Genomic DNA, 18029 nt, shown 5'->3' on the forward strand with positions numbered 1-18029 from the left:
TGTGTCTCGTGGCAGCGGCGGAGCGCGACAGTCCCGAGCAGGACCGGCAGTCCCCCGAGACCGGGCCGGGGGAACGGCTCGCGCTGAACGGCATGGGCAGCTTCGAGTGGGACCTGGGCGACGACACGCTGGCCCTGGACCAGACCGGGATGTACGTCTTCGACCTGGAGCCGCAGGAGTTCGACGGCACCCCGCTGGCGGTCGGGGTGCGGATCCCGCCCGAGGACGCCGGACGGCTGCGCCAGACCGTCGCGGAGGTCCTGGACAGCGGCGCGGACTCGTACGGGGCCTACTTCACGGTGCGGCGGCGCGACGGCCGCGACCAGTGGACGCACACCCAGGGCCGGGTGCTGCGGGACGGGGACGGGCAGCCGCGGCGGATCGTGGGGATCGTCCGGGACGCGACGGCGGAGCTCGCCCAGGCCACGATGCTGCGCAAACTGGAGACGGCCCGGGCCCAGCAGACGACCATCGTCCAGCGGACCACGGAGGCCCTCTCGCGGGCGGTGACCGTGGACGACGTGACGGCCACGCTGACCGGGGCGGGCGCGCTGGAACGGCTCGGCGCGGACGGGCTGGCCCTGGGGCTGGTCGAGGGCGGCTCCATAAAGATCATCGCGCTGAGCGGGGAATCGCTGGAGATCCTCAGCGAGCGGCGGTTCACCCGGCTGGACGGTTCGCTGCCGCTGTCGCAGGCGGTGCTCAGCAGGCAGGCACGTTTCGTCACCTCGCTCACCGCGCTCGGTGAGGAATTCCCGCTGCTCAGCGACTACCTGGGCCGGATCCGGTACGACGCGGCCGCCTACCTGCCGCTGATCGCCCAGGCCCAGGCCATCGGCGGGCTGGTCCTCTTCTACCGGCGGCGCAGCGAGTTCAGCCCGGAGGAGCGCAACCTCTGCCTGGGGCTCGCGGGCATCGTGGCCCAGTCCCTCCAGCGCGCGCTCCTCTTCGACCAGGAGCGGGAGTTCGCGACGGGGCTCCAGGCCGCCATGCTGCCGCGGCGGATCCCGGAGATCACGGGCGGGGAGATCGCGGTCCGCTACCACTCCGCCTGGAGCGGGCGGGAGGTCGGCGGGGACTGGTACGACGTGATCGCGCTGCCCCGCGACCGGGTCGGCATCGTGGTGGGCGACGTACAGGGCCACGACACGCACGCGGCGGCCATCATGGGCCAGCTGCGGATCGCGCTGCGGGCCTACGCGGGCGAGGGGCATCCGCCGTCCACCGTGCTGGCACGGGCCTCGCGCTTCCTCGCCGAACTGGACACCGAGCGCTTCGCGACCTGCATGTACGCCCAAGTGGACCTGGAGACGGGCGGCGTACGGGCCGTGCGCGCGGGCCACCTCGGCCCGCTGATCCGGCACACGGACGGCCGAACGGGCTGGCCCAACGTGCGCGGCGGCCTGCCGCTCGGGCTGGCCTCGGTCTTCGAGCAGGAGGAGTTCCCCGAGACCCGCCTCGACCTGGTCCCCGGGGAGACGCTCGTACTGTGCACGGACGGCCTGGTGGAGGAGCCGGGCACCGCCATCACCCAGGGGATGGAGGCCCTCGCCCACGCGGTCCGCAGCGGCCCGCAGGAGGCCGGGGCGCTCGCCGACCACCTCTCGGACCGGCTCTGGGAGCGCTGGGGCTCAGGGGACGACGTGGCCCTGCTGGTGCTGCGCCGGGCCCCCGACCCGGGCACCCACCGTGCCCCGCGCATCCACCAGTACATCCACCAGGCCGACCCGGAAGGGCTCTCGGAGGCCCGCTACGCCCTGCGCCAGGCGCTGCGCGACTGGGGCATGCCGGACCTCGCCGACGACGTGGAACTGGCCGCCGGGGAACTGCTGGTCAACGCCCTGCTGCACACCGACGGCGGTGCGGTGCTGACGATGGAGGTGCTGCCCGAGCCGGTCCGGCGGATCCGGCTCTGGGTCAAGGACCGCTCCAGCGTGTGGCCGCGACGGCGCACCCCGGGCGAGGCGGCCACCACGGGGCGCGGGCTGCTGCTGGTGGACGCGCTGGCCACGCACTGGGGAGTGGAGTCCCGGGGTGACGGCAAGGCCGTGTGGTGCGAGTTCGACGCCGCTGGCAGCCCCCGGAGCGCGGGGTGACCGGACGGTCACCCCGAGTTGTGGGACGCCCGGGGCGGGGTGATGATGCGCGATATGGAACGGATCGTGCTGTGCGCAGGCTGAGCAAAGGCGCCGCGACGGGCATCCTGGCCCTGCTCCTGCTGGCTGCCGGGGTACCGACGGTCGTGGACTGGACGACGGGGCGGCCGCACGCGGACCCCGAGTGCCAGTCGGTGGCGTTCATGTCGATGACGGACGTCGCGCCCGAGTGCCGGTAGCGGCTGCTCCCGGCCGGGCACCGCTCGGCCGGGAGCAGCCGCCCGGACAGGGCCTAGTGGTGGGCGATGAGCCGGATCTCCTGGCGGTCCTCCGCGACCGTGTCGATGGAGCGCGGCATCAGGCCCGAGAAGTGGATCTCGTTGAGCTGGGCCTCGGCGAGCGCCGGGCCCGGGTGGACGGCCGGGGTGAACTTGAGCGAGCCGGTCGCCTCCCACTCGTGCTCCTGTCCGTCGCACTCCGCCTCGCCGCCGCCGAACGCGAGCCGCGTGCCGCCCTGGACGACGGCCGCCGCGATCTGGAGCTTCGCCCCCATGGGTGACGGGTTCGTGCAGTGGTACTTGCCGGAAAGGGTGACCTTTCCGTCCTCGGAGATATGACCGTACGGCTGTACGGAAATTCCCTGGTCGAAAGAAGTGGCGCCGGCGGGCGCGGTGAATACCGCCGTGGCGGCCAGTGCCGACAGCGCTGCCAGGGCCATGCGGGTTCCGTGAATACCCATCGTTCCTCCAGGTGGATGCGGGCGGCGGGATTCCGCCGGAACGAATTGTGCTGGCAGTCGGGGGCAACTCGCGTACACGCTCGCCGGGCCTGCTCGTGTCGGTGTGTGCAATTGCCCGCCCGGGCGCGTGAGACTGACCGAAATACATCCCCGAAGGGATCCTGCATGCGCAAGTCCGCCGCCCCTGTCCGCTTTACCTCCCGCCTCCCCCGATTCGCCGCCGCCCTCCTCCCGCTGCTCGTGTTCGGCGCCACGGCCTGCCAGAGCGCACCCGAGGGGGCTGCCCTCGCCCCGGCCGCGGCGCCAGCCGTCGTGGTGGACGACGGGGCGCCGGGCGCCGAGGGGGCGCCCGCACGGCCCGCGGTGAAGGATGCCCGTGTGGGTGAAGCCGTACGGGTGCACGGCCGGCAGGTCGGCCGGCACCTGGAGGCGGTGCTGAGCGCGTACGTGGACCCCGCGGTCAGCGTGGAGAAGAACTTCGCCCCGCCGGCGGGCAAGCGCTGGGTGGCCGCCTCGATGTCGTTCGTCAACGTGGGCGGGGCCTCGTACGGGGCGCTCGGACGCATGTGGGCGCACGACAGCGCGGGGCAGCGCCACCCGGTGGTGCCCACCGGTGAACTGACCACCGGCAAACCCCTCGTCTTCGATTCCCTCGAGGTCGGTGAGCGGGCCGAGGGATGGGTGGTGTTCGAAATCCCGGAAAACGCGCGCATTGAGCGGCTCCAGTACCAGGACGCGAACATTCAGGCGAATTCCGGAGGGGGATTCTGGGCCGTCTAGCCCGCCCGGGTGAAAGGCCGTGAAAGGGCCGGGCGACAGACCACTAGGGTGCGGCGCATGACTTCTACTCAAGCCGAAATCGACCGGTCCCAGCTCGGCACCCTTTCGGTGCTCGCCTGGATCGGCGACCCCTCCGAGGCCCACGACATTCCGTACCTCCTCGCCTACACCCTCGGGGACGGCCCGAAGGGCCGGGAGGCTGGCGAGGCGGCGGCCCGCGGGCTGCTGGAGGAGATCGGCCTGCCCATCGGCGACGTCGTCATGGACGGCACCCGCAACCCGGCCGCCTTCCCCGTGCAGATCCTGCTGGAGGGCAACCAGATCGCGCTCACCCTGCCCGGGATGAACGCCAAGTGCACCGCCCCCGACGAGTGGGTCGCCGCGGCGGACGAGAGCGGTCAGGCGTACTTCCTGTTCGCCACGCGCGCCTGGCCCGAGGCGGTCCCGGGCCAGCCGGTCGACGCCCAGACCCTCCAGGCGTTCGCGGGCGACGAGTCGGTGCTCACCGGCAGCGCCCACTGCGTCCTGACCGTGCGGCGCCTGCAGAAGTAGCCGCGACGCACCGGGCCGTGCCGCCACCACTGCTCCGGCCGCCGGGCTCCCAGCCTGCCCGGTGGCCGGTCCCCGCCTTCAGGGCCGTTCGAAGGCGAACTTGAGCGAGCGGACCCGGTTGTCGAAGTTCGACCCGGCCAGATCCGGCAGGCCCACCGCGCGCAGCCCGACCGGCCGGGTGAGCAGTTCGCGGAAGAGCGCCTTCATCTCCACCCGGGCCAGGTGCGCGCCCAGGCAGAAGTGCGGTCCGCCGCCGCCGAAGCCCAGGTGCGGATTGGGCGAGCGGGTGATGTCGAAGGCGTCGGGGTCCGGGAAGACCGCCTCGTCGCGGTTGGCGGAGGCGTAGTACAGGACCACCTTGTCGCCCGGGCGGAACAGGTGCCCGCCCATGGTGTGTTCGGCGGCGACGGTCCGGCGGAACTGGATGATCGGCGTCGAGTGGCGGATCATCTCGTCCACCGCGCCGTCCGCGTACGCCTCGAAGTCTGAGAGCAGCAGGTCCCGTTGGCCGGGGTTGTCGGTCAGCAGGGTCAGCCCGTGCGTGATCGCGTTGCGGGTGGTCTCCACCCCGGCGACCATCAGGAGCGAGAAGAAGGCACCGAGCTGGCGGGCCCCGAGGGCCTGGCCGTCGACGTTCGCGCACACCAGGGCCGAGATCAGGTCGTCGGTGGGGTTCTTGCGCCGCTCGCGCCCGATGCCGGCCACCATCCGCTGCATCCGGGCGAGCGCCCGCAGACCGCGCCCGGGCATCCGCAGCCGGGCGGCCAGAGCGCGCTCCACCCCGATGTTCTCGGAGGCGTGGTTGACGCGGTCGGCGATCTCCGGCCGGTAGTGCTCCGGGATGCCCATCATGTTGCAGATGACTTCCAGGGGCAGCCGGGAGGCCACCGCCGAGACGAACTCGTCGGGCTCCTCGGCCAGTACGTCGTCCACGATGCGGGCGGCCACCGCGTGGATGTCCTCCTCGGCGGCGGCCAGCAGCCGGGGCGTGAACGCCCGTTGCACGATCTTGCGGAGCTGGGCGTGGTCGGGGCCGTCCAGATTGACCATCGAGTCCCCGAACAGGGCGCGGACCCAGCGGGCGGGCTCGGGGGTGGTCACACCGGGGGCGCTGGCGAAGACCTTGGGGAGGCGGCTGGCCTCCTGTACGTGGGCGTGGCGGACGAGGGCCCAGTGGCCCGGCCCCTGCCCTTCGGGGATGTGGACGGGGCCGTCGGCCGCCCGGAGGCGGGCGAAGGCCGCCAGGCGGTGGGCGGGGGGCTGCTGCCAGAAGCCGGGCTCGGCCAGTTCCCTGCCGGGGGCTTCGGCGGGGCGTTGTGCGGGGAGTGTCATGGCCTGGAAAACGGCCGCGGGGGCGCGGGGGTGACGGTTCGGCGCGGCGCCGTTGCCGGGGGCGCTGCCCCCGGACCCTCCCCCAGCTACCGCTGGGGGGACCCCCAGCGCCTCAAACGCCGGCGCTGGATCTCGTGGCCAGGGTCACGCCGATCGCGACCGTGGCTGTCGCGACCAGGCCTGCGAACAGGACCGCGTACGTGCCCGTCCAGGTGCAGGCGAGGATGGCGAGGGCGGAGAGCGGCAGGGTGAGCTGCTGGGCGAGGCCGTGTTTGAAGTGGCGGGAGTGCAGGAGCCACACCATCAGCAGGAACAGCGCGGACGGGACGGTGACGGAGGCGTTGGCGGAGAGCTGGGAGATGTGCGCCTTGCCGACCGAGTGCTCGACCGCGACCTCGATGCCCGCCCCGATCGCCGCACCCGAGGCGAAGATCAGCAGGTGGCCGTAACCCCACGGGATCGCCTCGCGGTTGGAGGTCAGGTGCTCGTGCATCGGCACCGCGAAGTAGATCCACCACGCGGCGAAGACGATCAGCAGTCCGCCGCCGGCGATCGGCAGCAGCTCGCCCAGGGCCTCGTGCTCGTTGATCGCCGACTGAACCGCCACCGTGCTCGCGGCGATCGTCTCGCCCAGCACGATGATGGTGAACAGGCCGTACCGCTCCACGATGTGGTGGGCGTGCCACGGCGTCTGGTGGCCGCGCTCGGCGATCACCGGGACGGCCAGTTCGGCCGCGGCCACGACGAGGAACAGCCAGCGCTTGGCGTCGTCCGGGGCGAACAGCAGCGCCACCCAGGCGGCCTGGCAGATCACCAGCCCCGCCGCGTACTTCAGCGCCGTCGTGCGCGCCGGGCCGCTCTCCCCGGCGGCGGCCCGCAGCCACTGGGCGGTGAGCGCCACCCGCATGATCAGGTAGCCGATGACGGCCACGGTCCAGTCGTTCTCGTCGAAGGCCTGGCTCACGCCCGCCGCGTAGACGAGAACGCCCGCGATCTGGACGAGCGTCGCGATCCGGTACGGCACGTCGTCGACGTCGTAGGCGGAGGCGAACCACGTGAAGTTCATCCACGCCCACCACACGCCGAAGAAGACGAAGAAGTAGCCGATCACCCCGGTGCCGGGATGGCCCTCCGCCAGCGCGTGCACCAGCCGGGCACCGGCCTGCGCGATCGCGACGACGAAGCAGAGGTCGAAGAACAGCTCCAGCGAGGTGGCCGCGCGGTGGTCCTCGTCGCGGCTGCGGGCGGTCATGGGGGAGTAGGCCATGCCGGCCAGCACACCAGATGGGCGCGGCTTCAGCAGGCCAGGCGCGCGGCCCTCGGCGCCCGCGTGCCCCGGGCGGTCGCGTACGGACCAACGCACTGTGCGCGGCGGGACCTTGTCCCGTCGCCCACAGTGCGTTCTCCTCTGCCGCGGGCCCGGGTGCGGGGCGGAGTCTGGATAGGTCAGGACCCTTCTCGCAATTCAGGACGTGCAGTGCAATGAGTACCGCTACGAAGGAAGCGCAGAGGCCGCTGGTCGGCGATCCGGCGCAGTACCGCCCCGGCCGCACCATCACCGAATGGACGCCGGAGGATCCCTCCTTCTGGCAGTCCACGGGGAAGAGGGTCGCGACCCGCAATCTGTGGATCGCGGTGCCGGCCCTGCTGGTGGCCTTCGTGGTCTGGCAGGTGTGGAGCATCACGGCGACCAACCTGAAGGACGTCGGCTTCGGCTTCTCGCAGTCCCAGCTGTTCTGGCTGACGGCGGTCCCCGGCATCACCGGCGGTACCGCGCGGATCCTCTACACCTTCATCGGCCCGATGATCGGGCAGCGCCGCTTCACGGCGATCTCCACGGTCGTGCTGATCGGGCCGCTGCTCTGGCTGGGCTTCGCGGTGCAGAACCCGGACACCCCGTACGGCACGATGATCGCGATCGCCGCGCTGTGCGGCATCGGCGGCGCGAACTTCTCCTCCTCGCTGGCCAACATCGGCTTCTTCTACCCGAAGCAGGAGAAGGGCAACGCGACGGGCATCAACGGCGGACTGGGCAACCTGGGCGTGTCCGTGGTCCAGCTGCTGACCCCGATCCTGATCACCTCGTCCGTCCTGGCGATCGGCGCGGGCCAGAAGAAGGCGAACGGCTCGGAGATCTACCTCCAGAACGCGGCCTTCGTGTGGGTGCCGGTGCTGATCGTCCTCGCCGCGGTGGCCTGGTTCGGCCAGAACGACCTGAAGGTCGCCTCCACCCCCTTCAGCCAGCAGAAGATCATCTTCAAGCGCAAGCACAACTGGCTGATGACCTGGCTCTACGCCGGCACCTTCGGCTCCTTCATCGGCTTCGCGGCGGCCCTGCCGCTGCTGATCAAGACCACCTTCCCCGGGTACTCGGTGGCCACCTACGCCTGGATGGGCCCGGCGCTGGGCGCGCTGGCCCGCTGGGCGGGCGGCTGGGTCGCCGACAAGCTGGGTGGCGCCCGGGTGACGATCCTGTCCTTCGCGGGCATGGCCGTGTCGATCATCGGTGTGATCACCTTCCTGCCGGCCGGCTCGGATTCCGGTTCCTTCTACGGGTTCTTCTTCTGCTTCCTGTCGGCGTTCTTCTTCTCGGGCATCGGGAACGGCTCGACGTTCCGGCAGATCCCGGTGATCTTCCGGGGGCAGCACCTGAAGGGGCTGACGGAGGGCACGCCGCAGTACGCGGCCGCGCTGAAGCAGGCGGAGATCGAATCGGGCGCGGTGACCGGGTTCACGGCCGCCATCGCCGCCTACGGGTTCTTCTTCATCCCGGCGATGTTCGCCAACTTCGCGGTGACCAGCGCGATGTGGGGCTTCGTGGCCTTCTACGCCTCGTGCGTGGCCGTGGCCTGGTGGTTCTACGCCCGCCCCGGCGCGGAAGCCCCCAGCTAGGCCCTGTCCCGGCCTCAGTTCTCCAGGTGGACGGGCATCAGGAGCGAGAAGGTGTCCTCGGTATCGGTCCGGCGGATCGCCAGCGGGGCCTTGGGGGCGCCGAACTCCAGAACCAGCTGGTCGGCGGCTCCGGCGGCGAGGGCGTCCAGCAGGAAGTCCCGGTTGACGGCGACCTTGTCCCGGTCGTCGTCACCGTCCTCGCAGACGGTCACCACGCCATCGGCCGCCACCTTGAGCACGCTGAGGTCACAGGCCGGACCGCCCTCCTCGCGCAGCTCGCTCGCACGGACCGGACCGGTTGCCACCGCCTCCCGGAAGGCCGGTACATCGACGAGGGCACGGCGCCCCGCGGGCAGGCGGACGAGGCGGCGGTAATCGGGGAAGTCGTGGCCGAGGCACTGGCCGGCAGCCTGACGCTCCCCCGTCTCCAGGAGCACGCGGTCACCGTCCACGGTGAGCCGGACGGACGCGTCGTGACTCAGCAGCGCCCGCATCGCGTCGGCGAGCGGGGAGGGTACGACGACCTGCACACGGGCCCCGTCGTGCCCGCCGTGCCCGTCGTGCCCGCCGTGCCCGTCCTGTCCGTCGATAGCGGCTTGAGCGACAGCCATCCGGTACCGGTCGGTGGCCACGACACGGAGCGTCTCACCCTCGATATCGAACAGGACACCGCCGAGCATCGGCAGCTCCGGGTCGGCACTGGCGGCGAAACGGACCGCGTCCAGGGCGGCGGCCAGCTCAGGCGCGGAGACGGCCGACCGGACGGAGGTGGTGCGGGGCAAAGCCATGGGGTTCTCCCTGCGTTCGAGTAGCGCTCGGATCGTGGAGAACTCACCGCGGGCATCGGACAGCCCCAGTTCCATACGGTGCAGATGCGCCTGGAGCAGTTTGCGCACCAGATCGGTGTCGGCGGCGGACCAGCCGGCCAGCACCAGCCGGATGTCGGCCAACGGCATGCCCGCCCGGCGCAGCCGGGCCAGCAACCGGGACTCGCCGAGCTGCTCCGGGCCGTACCAGCGGTAGCCGCTCACCGGGTCCACCCAGGCCGGGACCAGTACGCCGGCCCCGTCGTAGAACCTCAGGGCGCTCACGCTCAGCCCACTGTCCCGAGCCATCTCACCGATACTGCGCATCTCGCTCTCCACACCCCGAACTCTGTGCCCTGCACCAAGTCGAGGGTCAAGCCCGGCCGGCGGAACCCCTATTTGTGAAGGCGTTCACAAGCGCGGGAAGGACTTTCGGCCTTGGTGAAATCCCAGGTCATGGCGGTGTCGAGGGTCGTCGGGCGGGGATCGCAGGCCCTTCGGGCTCCAGGTCGGGACCAACGCGGCGCCAGATGATCGATCAAAAGGCGTGCAATGGAACCAAGCAATGAGGCGACTCGAAGAAGGTGCGGGCGATGACTGCCACCCCTGCGGAGACCACGAAGAACGGCGAGGCCTGGGAGGGCTTCAAGGGCGGTCTGTGGCGCGACGCCATCGACGTCCGCGACTTCATCCAGCAGAACTACACGCCGTACGAGGGCGACCACACCTTTCTCGCCGGCCCCACCGAGCGCACCGCGGCCGTGTGGAAGGCGATCACGGACAAGTTCCCGGAAGAGCGCGAGAAGGGCGTCTACGACATCGCCCACGACATCCCGTCCTCGATCACCGCGCACGCGCCCGGCTGGATCGACCGCGACAAGGACCTGATCGCCGGCCTCCAGACCGACGCTCCGCTCAAGCGCGCGATCATGCCGTACGGCGGCTGGCGCATGGTCGCCGGCGCCCTGGAGACCTACGGCTACCCGGTCTCCGAGGATCTCGAGAAGGTCTTCACCGAGTACCGCAAGACCCACAACGCCGGTGTGTTCGACGCCTACACCCCCGAGATCCGCGCCGCCCGCAAGGCCGGCGTCGTGACCGGTCTGCCGGACGCGTACGGCCGCGGCCGCATCATCGGCGACTACCGCCGCGTGGCCCTGTACGGCGTGGACCGCCTCATCGCCGTCAAGAAGGAGGAGAAGGAGGAGGTGAACTCCCTCCCCGCGGGCCACCGTTCGCTGGAGGAGACGATCCGCCTGCGCGAGGAGCTCGCCGAGCAGATCCGCGCCCTCGCCGAACTCAAGGCGATGGCCGCCTCCTACGGGCACGACGTCTCCCGCCCGGCCGCCACCGGCCGCGAGGCCATCCAGTGGCTGTACTTCGCGTACCTGGCCGCCGTGAAGGAGCAGAACGGAGCGGCCATGTCGCTCGGCCGCACCTCCACCTTCGTCGACGTCTACCTCCAGCGCGACATCGAGGCCGGGCTCCTCACCGAGGAGCAGGCCCAGGAGCTGGTCGACGACTTCATCATCAAGCTGCGCATCGTCCGCTTCCTGCGCACCCCCGAGTACGACGAGCTGTTCTCCGGCGACCCGACCTGGGTCACCGAATCGATCGCCGGCATGGGCGAGGACGGCCGTCCGCTGGTCACCAAGAGCTCCTTCCGCTACCTCCAGACCCTCTACAACCTCGGCCCGGCTCCCGAGCCGAACATGACCGTCTTCTGGTCGCCGCGACTGCCGCGGGGCTTCAAGGAGTTCTGCGCCCGGGTCTCGATCGACACCTCCTCGGTGCAGTACGAGTCCGACGAGCTGATGCGCCCGCGCTTCGGCGACGACACCGCCATCGCGTGCTGCGTGTCGGCGATGCCGGTCGGCAAGCAGATGCAGTTCTTCGGCGCCCGCGTGAACCTCGCCAAGACCCTGCTCTACGCGATCAACGGCGGCCGGGACGAGAAGTCCGGCGCCCAGGTCGGCCCCGAGACCGGCCCCCTCACCTCCGAGGTGCTGGACTACGACCAGGTCATGGCCAAGTTCGACGAGCAGATGGAATGGCTCGCGCAGACCTACGTCCACGCCCTGAACGTCATCCACTACATGCACGACCGGTACGCCTACGAGCGCATCGAGATGGCCCTGCACGACCGCGACGTGCGCCGCACCATGGCCTGCGGCATCGCCGGCCTGTCGGTCGCCGCCGACTCGCTGTCCGCCATCAAGCACGCCAAGGTCAGCGCGGTGCGCGACGAGACCGGCCTCGTCACCGATTACCGCGTGGAGGGCGACTACCCGGCGTACGGCAACAACGACGACCGCGTCGACGCCATCGCCGTGTGGCTCGTCGAGGAGTTCATGAAGAAGGTGCGGGGGCACGAGACGTACCGGGGTGCCGAGCACACCCAGTCCGTGCTGACGATCACCTCGAACGTCGTCTACGGCAAGAAGACCGGCAGCACGCCGGACGGACGCCGGGCGGGCGAGCCCTTCTCCCCGGGCGCCAACCCGATGAACGGCCGCGACACCCACGGCTACGTCACCTCGGCGCTGTCGGTCGCGAAGCTCCCGTACGAGGACGCGGAGGACGGCATCTCGCTGACCAACACCGTCACCCCCGACGGTCTCGGCCGCACCCCCGAGGAGCGGATCAAGAACCTGGCGGGCGTGCTCGACGGCTACATGGCCGGCGACGGCTTCCACATGAACGTGAACGTGCTGAACCGCGACACGCTCACGGACGCCATGGAGCACCCGGAGAACTACCCGCAGCTGACCATCCGGGTCAGCGGCTACGCGGTGAACTTCGTCCGCCTCACGCGGGACCAGCAGCTCGACGTGCTGAACCGCACCTTCCACGGCTCGCTCTAGAGCCCACCCGTCTGGAGCACCTGCCATGACCGTCCTCCTCGGCGCGAACACCGCCCAGGCCGCCGCCCACTCCGCCGCCGCCCACTCCGCCGCCACCCCCGCGGCCGCCGCGACCCAGCGGCCGAGCGAGGGCTCGGTGCACTCCTGGGACCTGTCGACCGGGGTCGACGGTCCGGGCACGCGCTTCGTGACCTTCCTGTCCGGCTGCCCGCTGACCTGCCTGTACTGCCACAACCCCGACACCTGGAAGATGCGGGGCGGCAAGAGGACCTCGGTCGACGCCGTGATCGCCGAAGCCGCCAAGTGCCGGAAGTTCATCGCCGCGTCCGGCGGCGGGGCCACCGTCTCGGGCGGCGAGCCGCTGCTCCAGCCCGTCTTCGCGGGCGATCTGCTGCACCGGATGAAGCACGAGCTGGGGCTGCACACCGCCCTGGACACCTCCGGCTTCCTCGGCGTACGGGCCACCGACTCGCTGCTGCGCGACGTGGACCTGGTCCTGCTCGACATCAAGTCCTGGGACCGGGAGACGTACAGGCGCGTCACCGGGCGCCCGCTGCGGCCCACCCTCGACTTCGCGCAGCGCCTCGCGGACCTCGGCAAGGAGGTGCACCTGCGCTTCGTCCTGGTTCCGGGGCTCACGGACGCGCGGGAGAACATCGAGGGGGTCGCCGCCTTCGCGGGCTCGCTCGGCAACGTCTCGCGGGTCGACGTCCTGCCCTTCCACAAGCTGGGCGAGGCCAAGTGGCAGGCGCTGGGCATGAACTTCACCCTCCGCGACACGCCCTCGCCCGACGCCGGGCAGGTGGCCGAGGCCAGGGAGATTTTCGAGGCGCGGGGACTGACCGCCGTCTGACCCCCGTTCGGCGTAACCATGACCATGGCATAACGGGCTTAATCGGTATGAACCGCCTAGCGTGGTGCTGTGTCCGAGCCCACAGAAGCACTCGCCGCAGCCCCGCCACCGCCGGAGGCACCCGAGACCCCGCCGCCGGGCAGGAGATCCGTCACCGCCCGGGCCACCCTGGCCGGCACCGTCGTATCGCTCCTGCTCATCGCCGCGATCGTGCTGGGCAGCCGGCTGCTGCGCGACTTCGACTCGGCCCTGCTGCCGTACGCGGTCGCGACGGTCTTCCTGGCCTTCGGCGTTGCCTACCGGTACACGGTCTGGGTCTCCGCGCCCGGCGCGCGCCGCCTCTTCAAGAAGGGCTTCGGCAGCTTCTTCTCGGCCGACAACTTCCGCAAGGCGCCCACCGCCCTGCCCAAGATGATCGCCACCTACCTCGGCTTCCAGAAGTTCCTCGGCGCCCGCTCGCGCGCCCGCTGGGCCGCCCACCAGCTCATCTTCTGGGGCTGCATCCTGGCCGCGCTCATCACCTTCCCGCTGACCTGGGGCTGGTTCACCTTCACCTCGGACAGCGGCTCCGGCCCCGGATACGACATGCGGATCTGGGGCTTCAAGGTGCTCGGCTTCGACTCGCTGAACATCCTGGGCTGGCTGATGTTCCACGGGCTGGACGTCGCCGCGGTCCTGGTCATCCCCGGGGCCTCGTACTTCCTGTGGCGCAGGATGAAGGACCGCGGAGCCATCACCGGCCAGCGCTTCGCCTACGACCTGCTGCCGCTGATCTGCCTGATCGTGATCTCCGTGACCGGGCTGCTGCTGACCTTCTCGTCGATCTTCCTGCACGGCGGCGGCTACGAGTTCCTCGCCATCCTGCACATGGTGTCGGTGGTGTTCACCCTCATCTACATCCCGTTCGGGAAGTTCTTCCACATCGTCCAGCGGCCGGCCGCCGTCGGCATGCAGCTGTTCAAGTACACGGCCCGCCAGGACGAGCAGGTCTTCGCCTGCAAGCGCTGCGGGGAGCCGATCGACACCACCCCGTACGTCGAGAACCTGCGCGGCACCATGCAGGACCTGGGGCTCGACTTCAACGCCTTCGTCGAATACTGCCCGCGCTGCAAGCGGGTGCTGCGCGGCAACGCCTACCTGACCGACGTCAAGAAAGGCTTCAAGTGACCGCGACCGACCCCGTCAAGGCCGTGTCCCTGCCCGTTCCCGTTTCCATCGACCCGTCCATCGCGCCACCCGGCACCCGCAACTTCCGCGACGCAGGCGGGATCCCGGCCGACCAGTGGCACGCCGACCAGAACGGCGAGACCCTCGTCCCCACCCACTGCTGCTTCTGCGGCGTGCAGTGCGGGATGTACCTGCGCGTGGACAAGCACGGCAAGGTCTTCGGCGTGGAGCCGCGCAACCACGACATCAACCGGATGCGGCTGTGCCCCAAGGGCATCAACGCCTATCAGCAGGTCAACCACCCAGACCGGCTCACGGCCCCGCTGATGCGCCGCTCCCGCGACGAGGAGTTCAAGGAGGCCTCCTGGGAGGAGGCCCTCGACTTCACCGTCTCCGAGATCCGGCGCATCCAGCAGGCGTACGGCAACGACGCCTTCGGCCTGCTCGGCGGCGCCAGCCTGTTCTCCGAGAAGACCTACCTGGTCGGCAAGTTCGCCCGGGTCGCCCTGAAGACCAAGCACGTCGACTACAACGGCCGCCTGTGCATGGTCAGCGCCGCCGGGGCCAACAAGCTCGCCTTCGGCATCGACCGGGCCGGCAACCCCTTCTCCGACATCCTCCTCACCGACTGCCTGCTCATCGCCGGGTCGAACGTGGGGGAGTGCTTTCCCGTGATGACCCAGTACCTGTGGGGCGCCCGGGACCGCGGCGCCTCGCTGATCGTCATCGACCCGCGCGAGACGGCCATCGCGCGCACCGCCGACATCCACGTCGCCCTCAAGCCCGGCACCGACGCCGCCTTCTTCAACGCCGTCCTGCACGTGATCGTCGCCGAGGGACTGACCGACGAGACCTACCTCGCCGCCCACACCACCGGCTGGGAGGAGGTCAAGCAGACCGTCGCCGCCTACCCGCCCGCCCGGTCCGCCGAGATCTGCGGGATCCCGGCCGAGCAGATCGTCCAGGTCGCCCGGGTCTTCGCCGCGGCGGACAAGGCCATGGCCTGGCACGCCCGCGGCATCGAACACCACTCCCAGGGTGTCGAGAACTGCCTCACGGTGATCAACCTGTGCGTCGCCACCGGCAACATCGGCAAGCCGGGCGCCGGCTACGGCACCATCACCGGCCAGGGCAACGGCCAGGGCGGCCGCGAGCACGGCCAGAAGTCCGACCTCCTCCCCGGCGGCCGCTCGATCTCCAACCCGGAACACCGGGCCCAGATCTGCCGGATCTGGGGGATCGAGGAGTCCGAACTCCCGGGCGCCGGAACCTCCATGATGGAGATGGTCTGGCAGATGCAGCGGCGGGAGATCCGCGGCCTCATCGGCATCTGCAACAACCCCTTCGTCTCCCTCCCCAACTACGCGGTGGTCAAGGACGGCTACGACACCGCCGAGTTCCACGCCCAGTTCGACTTCTTCCTCTCCGAGACCGCCGCCAACGCCCACGTCGTCTTCCCCGTCACCACCTGGGCCGAGGACGAAGGGGTGATGGCCAACGCCGAGGCCCGGGTGGTCAAGCACAACAAGGCCCAGGAGCCCCCCGCCGGAGTGCGCACCGACACCTGGGTCATCTGCGAGCTGGCCAGACGCCTCGGCGCCGGCCACCACTTCGACTTCCCCGGCTCCCGCGAGGTGTTCGAGGAGCTGCGCGTCGCCTCCGCCGGCACGGTCAACGACTACTACGGCATCACCTACGAGCGCCTGGAGGAGACCGGCGGGATCGCCTGGCCCTGCCCCTCCACCGAGCACCCGGGCACCCCCCGGCTGTTCGAGGACGGCCGGACCTGCCACCCCGACGGAAAGATCCACATGCAGGTCGTGGAATGGCATCCGCCCATGGACGCCTACACCGAGGAGTACCCCCTCTCCCTCACCACCGGCCGCACCGTCGCGCACTTCCTCTCCGGCAACCAGACCCGCCGCCTGGGCGCCCTCGTCGAACAGACCCCGCGCCCCTGGGTCGAGGTCCACCCCTCGCACGGCTTCAGGAACGGCGACCCGGTCCGGGTGGTCACCCGCCGCGGCAGCGAGGTCTTCCCGGCCCTGGTCACCGAGGCCATCCGCCCCGACACCGTCTTCATCCCGTACCACTGGCCCGTCCCGACGGCCGCGAACGCCCTGACCATCGACGCCCTCGACCCCCGCTCGAAGATCCCCGAGTACAAGGTCTGCGCCGCCCGTGTCGAGGCCGCCGACCGGATCGACGAGGTCCCCGCGCCGCCCACCGCCCCGGGCCAGGAGGCCTACCCGGAGGCCCAGGTCTCCCGCACCGACCCCCTGCCCCCCACGTCCCCGCAGGGCCGTGGCACGGCGGAGAGGAGCTGACCCGCCATGATGGGCCGCACGATCTTCATCGACCCGGGTCGCTGCATCGGCTGCCAGGCCTGTGTCTCCGCCTGCCGCGAATGCGACTCCCACCGCGGCAAGTCGATGATCCACCTGGACTACACCGAACCCGGCATGTCCGTCGCCTCCCTCCCGACCGTCTGCATGCACTGCGAGGACCCGGTCGCCCCCTGCGCCGAGGTCTGCCCCGCCGACGCGATCCTGGTGACCGCCGACGGCGTGGTCCAGCAGGCCGACACCACCCGCTGCATCGGCTGCGCCAACTGCGTCAACGCCTGCCCCTTCGGCGTCCCGAAGATCGACCTCCAGGCGAAGCTGCAGATGAAGTGCAACCTCTGCTACGACCGCACCGCCTACGGCCTGGCCCCCATGTGCGCCACCGTCTGCCCCACCGGCGCCCTCTTCTACGGAACCCTCGAGGAGCTCCAGGCCGAGCGCCCCGGAGTCCAGGTCGCCGACTCCTTCGCCTTCGGCGACGTGATGGTCAGCACCGGCGTGGCGATGGTCGTCCCCGCCGACAAGGTCCAGTGGCCCGTCCCCGGCGGCCTGCCCGTGGTCGAGGTGAACGGAGTGGACGTCCGATGAGCGTCACCGAACAGCCGCCTCCCGCACCCGGTCCCGACGGCGACGCCGCCGCCGAGCAGCTCCGCGACCGGATCAGCGCCGACTCCCTCACCACCCGCCGCGACTACCTGCGGATCGTCGCCACCGTCTCCGGCGGCCTGGCCATCGGCGGCGTCGGCGTCGCCGCCGGCATCCTGCACCGGCACGGCGACAGCGAGAAGCTGCCCGAGCCCAAGCTGGTCGCCGCCGAGCTGGCGCCCGGCCAGTCCGTCGCCTTCCGGTTCCCCGGAGACGAGGACCGGGCCCTGGCCGTACGGCTGGCCGACGGCACCCTCGTGGGCTACTCCGCCGTCTGCACCCACTTGGCCTGCGGCGTGCTCTGGCGCGAGGACCGGGGCCTCGATGGGGAGCTGTACTGCCCCTGCCACGAGGGCGTCTTCGACGTCCGCACCGGCGAGGTGACCGCGGGCCCGCCACCTCGACCGCTCCCCATGGTCTTCCTGACCGAGCAGACCGACGGCAGCGTCTGGGCCATCGCCACCGCCCGCTCGGGAGAGCCGGCCAAGGACGCCCTGTGCCGGCAGTTCGGCGATACCCGCCCCGAGACGAGCCGCCAGCTGGGCTGCCCCGGAGCCGATCGCGCCACTTCGAACGAGAGCGGGCGGACGTGACCGACGCACAGCTGCCTCCGCGCCCCGACTACCACCCGGGGAGTGCCCAGCCCCGGCTCAACCGGCCGGTGCGCGAGCGGTATCCGCAGATCCGCTCCACCAGCGGCTACGGGGACCCGCGGATCCGGCACACGGGCCCCGGCCCGGGAGCCGGCACCGAACAGGAGCCGGAGCGGTCCTCGAAGCTCAACGCCCGTCTGACCCTGGCCCTCACCGTGGTCATCGGACAGCTCTGGGCGCTGACCGTGACCGTCAACGAGTGGATGAAGGGCAACACCGGCACGGCCTGGTGGGGGGCGGGATTCCTGATCCTGTCCTTCCTCGTCGTGATCGCGCTGTGGCTCCTCGACCCGAAGGACCGATGA

The 18029-nt window shown here is 70.8% G+C and carries 16 protein-coding genes; 12 read left to right on the plus strand and 4 right to left on the minus strand.

The window, feature by feature from the left end; all coding sequences use genetic code 11:
* Positions 1-8: 8 nt before the first annotated feature.
* Both JIW86_RS23850 and JIW86_RS23855 read left to right on the plus strand, forming a co-directional pair.
* Positions 9-2096: a SpoIIE family protein phosphatase gene (locus JIW86_RS23850; protein ID WP_257555868.1), complete on the plus strand. Its 2088-nt coding sequence runs from the start codon at positions 9-11 to the stop codon at positions 2094-2096.
* Positions 2097-2167: 71 nt separating this feature from the next.
* Positions 2168-2335 (plus strand): hypothetical protein, encoded by a 168-nt coding sequence (locus JIW86_RS23855; RefSeq protein WP_215143048.1) that lies wholly within the window; start codon positions 2168-2170, stop codon positions 2333-2335.
* Between the two features lie 53 nt (positions 2336-2388).
* Here JIW86_RS23855 and JIW86_RS23860 read toward each other — a convergent pair whose 3' ends face one another.
* The gene (locus JIW86_RS23860; RefSeq protein ID WP_215143044.1) at positions 2389-2835 is read right to left on the minus strand and encodes a DUF6299 family protein; all 447 of its coding nucleotides are present in this window, start codon (positions 2833-2835) and stop codon (positions 2389-2391) included.
* Between the two features lie 165 nt (positions 2836-3000).
* On the opposite strand from JIW86_RS23860, the gene JIW86_RS23865 reads away from it, so the two are divergent.
* Complete coding sequence (locus tag JIW86_RS23865; RefSeq protein WP_257555869.1) at positions 3001-3615, plus strand: DUF4352 domain-containing protein; 615 nt, start codon at positions 3001-3003, stop codon at positions 3613-3615.
* A 57-nt stretch (positions 3616-3672) separates the two neighbouring features.
* Positions 3673-4167: a DUF5949 family protein gene (locus JIW86_RS23870; RefSeq protein ID WP_215143039.1), complete on the plus strand. Its 495-nt coding sequence runs from the start codon at positions 3673-3675 to the stop codon at positions 4165-4167.
* Positions 4168-4245: 78 nt separating this feature from the next.
* Here the strand turns inward: JIW86_RS23870 and JIW86_RS23875 are convergent, their stop codons facing one another.
* Complete coding sequence (locus tag JIW86_RS23875; RefSeq protein ID WP_257555871.1) at positions 4246-5499, minus strand: cytochrome P450; 1254 nt, start codon at positions 5497-5499, stop codon at positions 4246-4248.
* A 112-nt stretch (positions 5500-5611) separates the two neighbouring features.
* A complete protein-coding gene (locus tag JIW86_RS23880) occupies positions 5612-6766 on the minus strand; it encodes a low temperature requirement protein A (protein ID WP_215143026.1) in 1155 nt (384 codons plus the stop codon).
* A gap of 215 nt (positions 6767-6981) precedes the next feature.
* Here JIW86_RS23880 and JIW86_RS23885 point away from each other — a divergent pair, with 215 nt between their 5' ends.
* Complete coding sequence (locus tag JIW86_RS23885; RefSeq protein WP_257555873.1) at positions 6982-8391, plus strand: MFS transporter; 1410 nt, start codon at positions 6982-6984, stop codon at positions 8389-8391.
* A 14-nt stretch (positions 8392-8405) separates the two neighbouring features.
* On the opposite strand, the gene JIW86_RS23890 is transcribed toward JIW86_RS23885, so the two are convergent.
* Entirely contained in the window at positions 8406-9524 is a 1119-nt protein-coding gene (locus tag JIW86_RS23890) for a MerR family transcriptional regulator (protein WP_257555874.1), read from the minus strand.
* Between the two features lie 266 nt (positions 9525-9790).
* On the opposite strand from JIW86_RS23890, the gene pflB reads away from it, so the two are divergent.
* The 7 genes from pflB to JIW86_RS23925 all read left to right on the plus strand — a co-directional run bounded on the left by pflB (position 9791) and on the right by JIW86_RS23925 (position 18029).
* Complete coding sequence (pflB, locus tag JIW86_RS23895) at positions 9791-12061, plus strand: formate C-acetyltransferase (protein ID WP_257555875.1); 2271 nt, start codon at positions 9791-9793, stop codon at positions 12059-12061.
* Positions 12062-12086: 25 nt separating this feature from the next.
* Positions 12087-12914, plus strand: coding sequence for a pyruvate formate-lyase-activating protein (gene pflA / locus JIW86_RS23900; protein ID WP_257555877.1), 828 nt, complete (start codon positions 12087-12089; stop codon positions 12912-12914).
* Positions 12915-12983: 69 nt separating this feature from the next.
* Positions 12984-14081 (plus strand): MFS transporter, encoded by a 1098-nt coding sequence (locus tag JIW86_RS23905; protein WP_257555879.1) that lies wholly within the window; start codon positions 12984-12986, stop codon positions 14079-14081.
* Complete coding sequence (locus JIW86_RS23910) at positions 14078-16408, plus strand: molybdopterin oxidoreductase family protein (RefSeq protein ID WP_257555881.1); 2331 nt, start codon at positions 14078-14080, stop codon at positions 16406-16408. Before JIW86_RS23905 ends, JIW86_RS23910 begins: the two co-directional genes overlap by 4 nt.
* Positions 16409-16414: 6 nt before the next feature.
* Positions 16415-17014, plus strand: coding sequence for a 4Fe-4S dicluster domain-containing protein (locus JIW86_RS23915; RefSeq protein ID WP_030662475.1), 600 nt, complete (start codon positions 16415-16417; stop codon positions 17012-17014).
* Complete coding sequence (locus JIW86_RS23920; protein WP_215143010.1) at positions 17011-17664, plus strand: ubiquinol-cytochrome c reductase iron-sulfur subunit; 654 nt, start codon at positions 17011-17013, stop codon at positions 17662-17664. The genes JIW86_RS23915 and JIW86_RS23920 overlap by 4 nt, the downstream gene beginning before the upstream one ends.
* Positions 17661-18029: a hypothetical protein gene (locus tag JIW86_RS23925; RefSeq protein WP_257555888.1), complete on the plus strand. Its 369-nt coding sequence runs from the start codon at positions 17661-17663 to the stop codon at positions 18027-18029. Before JIW86_RS23920 ends, JIW86_RS23925 begins: the two co-directional genes overlap by 4 nt.

Origin of the sequence: Streptomyces sp. NBC_00162 (assembly GCF_024611995.1) — a bacterium.
Lineage (GTDB): Bacteria > Actinomycetota > Actinomycetes > Streptomycetales > Streptomycetaceae > Streptomyces.

Bases quoted from the DNA above. Each gene is read 5' to 3' on its own strand.
- JIW86_RS23860 (WP_215143044.1), bottom strand. From the start codon at position 2,835: ATGGGTATTCACGGAACCCGCATGGCCCTGGCAGCGCTGTCGGCACTG.
- JIW86_RS23865 (WP_257555869.1), top strand. From the start codon at position 3,001: ATGCGCAAGTCCGCCGCCCCTGTCCGCTTTACCTCCCGCCTCCCCCGA.
- JIW86_RS23870 (WP_215143039.1), top strand. From the start codon at position 3,673: ATGACTTCTACTCAAGCCGAAATCGACCGGTCCCAGCTCGGCACCCTT.
- JIW86_RS23875 (WP_257555871.1), bottom strand. From the start codon at position 5,499: ATGACACTCCCCGCACAACGCCCCGCCGAAGCCCCCGGCAGGGAACTG.
- JIW86_RS23880 (WP_215143026.1), bottom strand. From the start codon at position 6,766: ATGGCCTACTCCCCCATGACCGCCCGCAGCCGCGACGAGGACCACCGC.
- JIW86_RS23885 (WP_257555873.1), top strand. From the start codon at position 6,982: ATGAGTACCGCTACGAAGGAAGCGCAGAGGCCGCTGGTCGGCGATCCG.
- JIW86_RS23890 (WP_257555874.1), bottom strand. From the start codon at position 9,524: ATGCGCAGTATCGGTGAGATGGCTCGGGACAGTGGGCTGAGCGTGAGC.
- pflB (WP_257555875.1), top strand. From the start codon at position 9,791: ATGACTGCCACCCCTGCGGAGACCACGAAGAACGGCGAGGCCTGGGAG.
- pflA (WP_257555877.1), top strand. From the start codon at position 12,087: ATGACCGTCCTCCTCGGCGCGAACACCGCCCAGGCCGCCGCCCACTCC.
- JIW86_RS23915 (WP_030662475.1), top strand. From the start codon at position 16,415: ATGATGGGCCGCACGATCTTCATCGACCCGGGTCGCTGCATCGGCTGC.
- JIW86_RS23920 (WP_215143010.1), top strand. From the start codon at position 17,011: ATGAGCGTCACCGAACAGCCGCCTCCCGCACCCGGTCCCGACGGCGAC.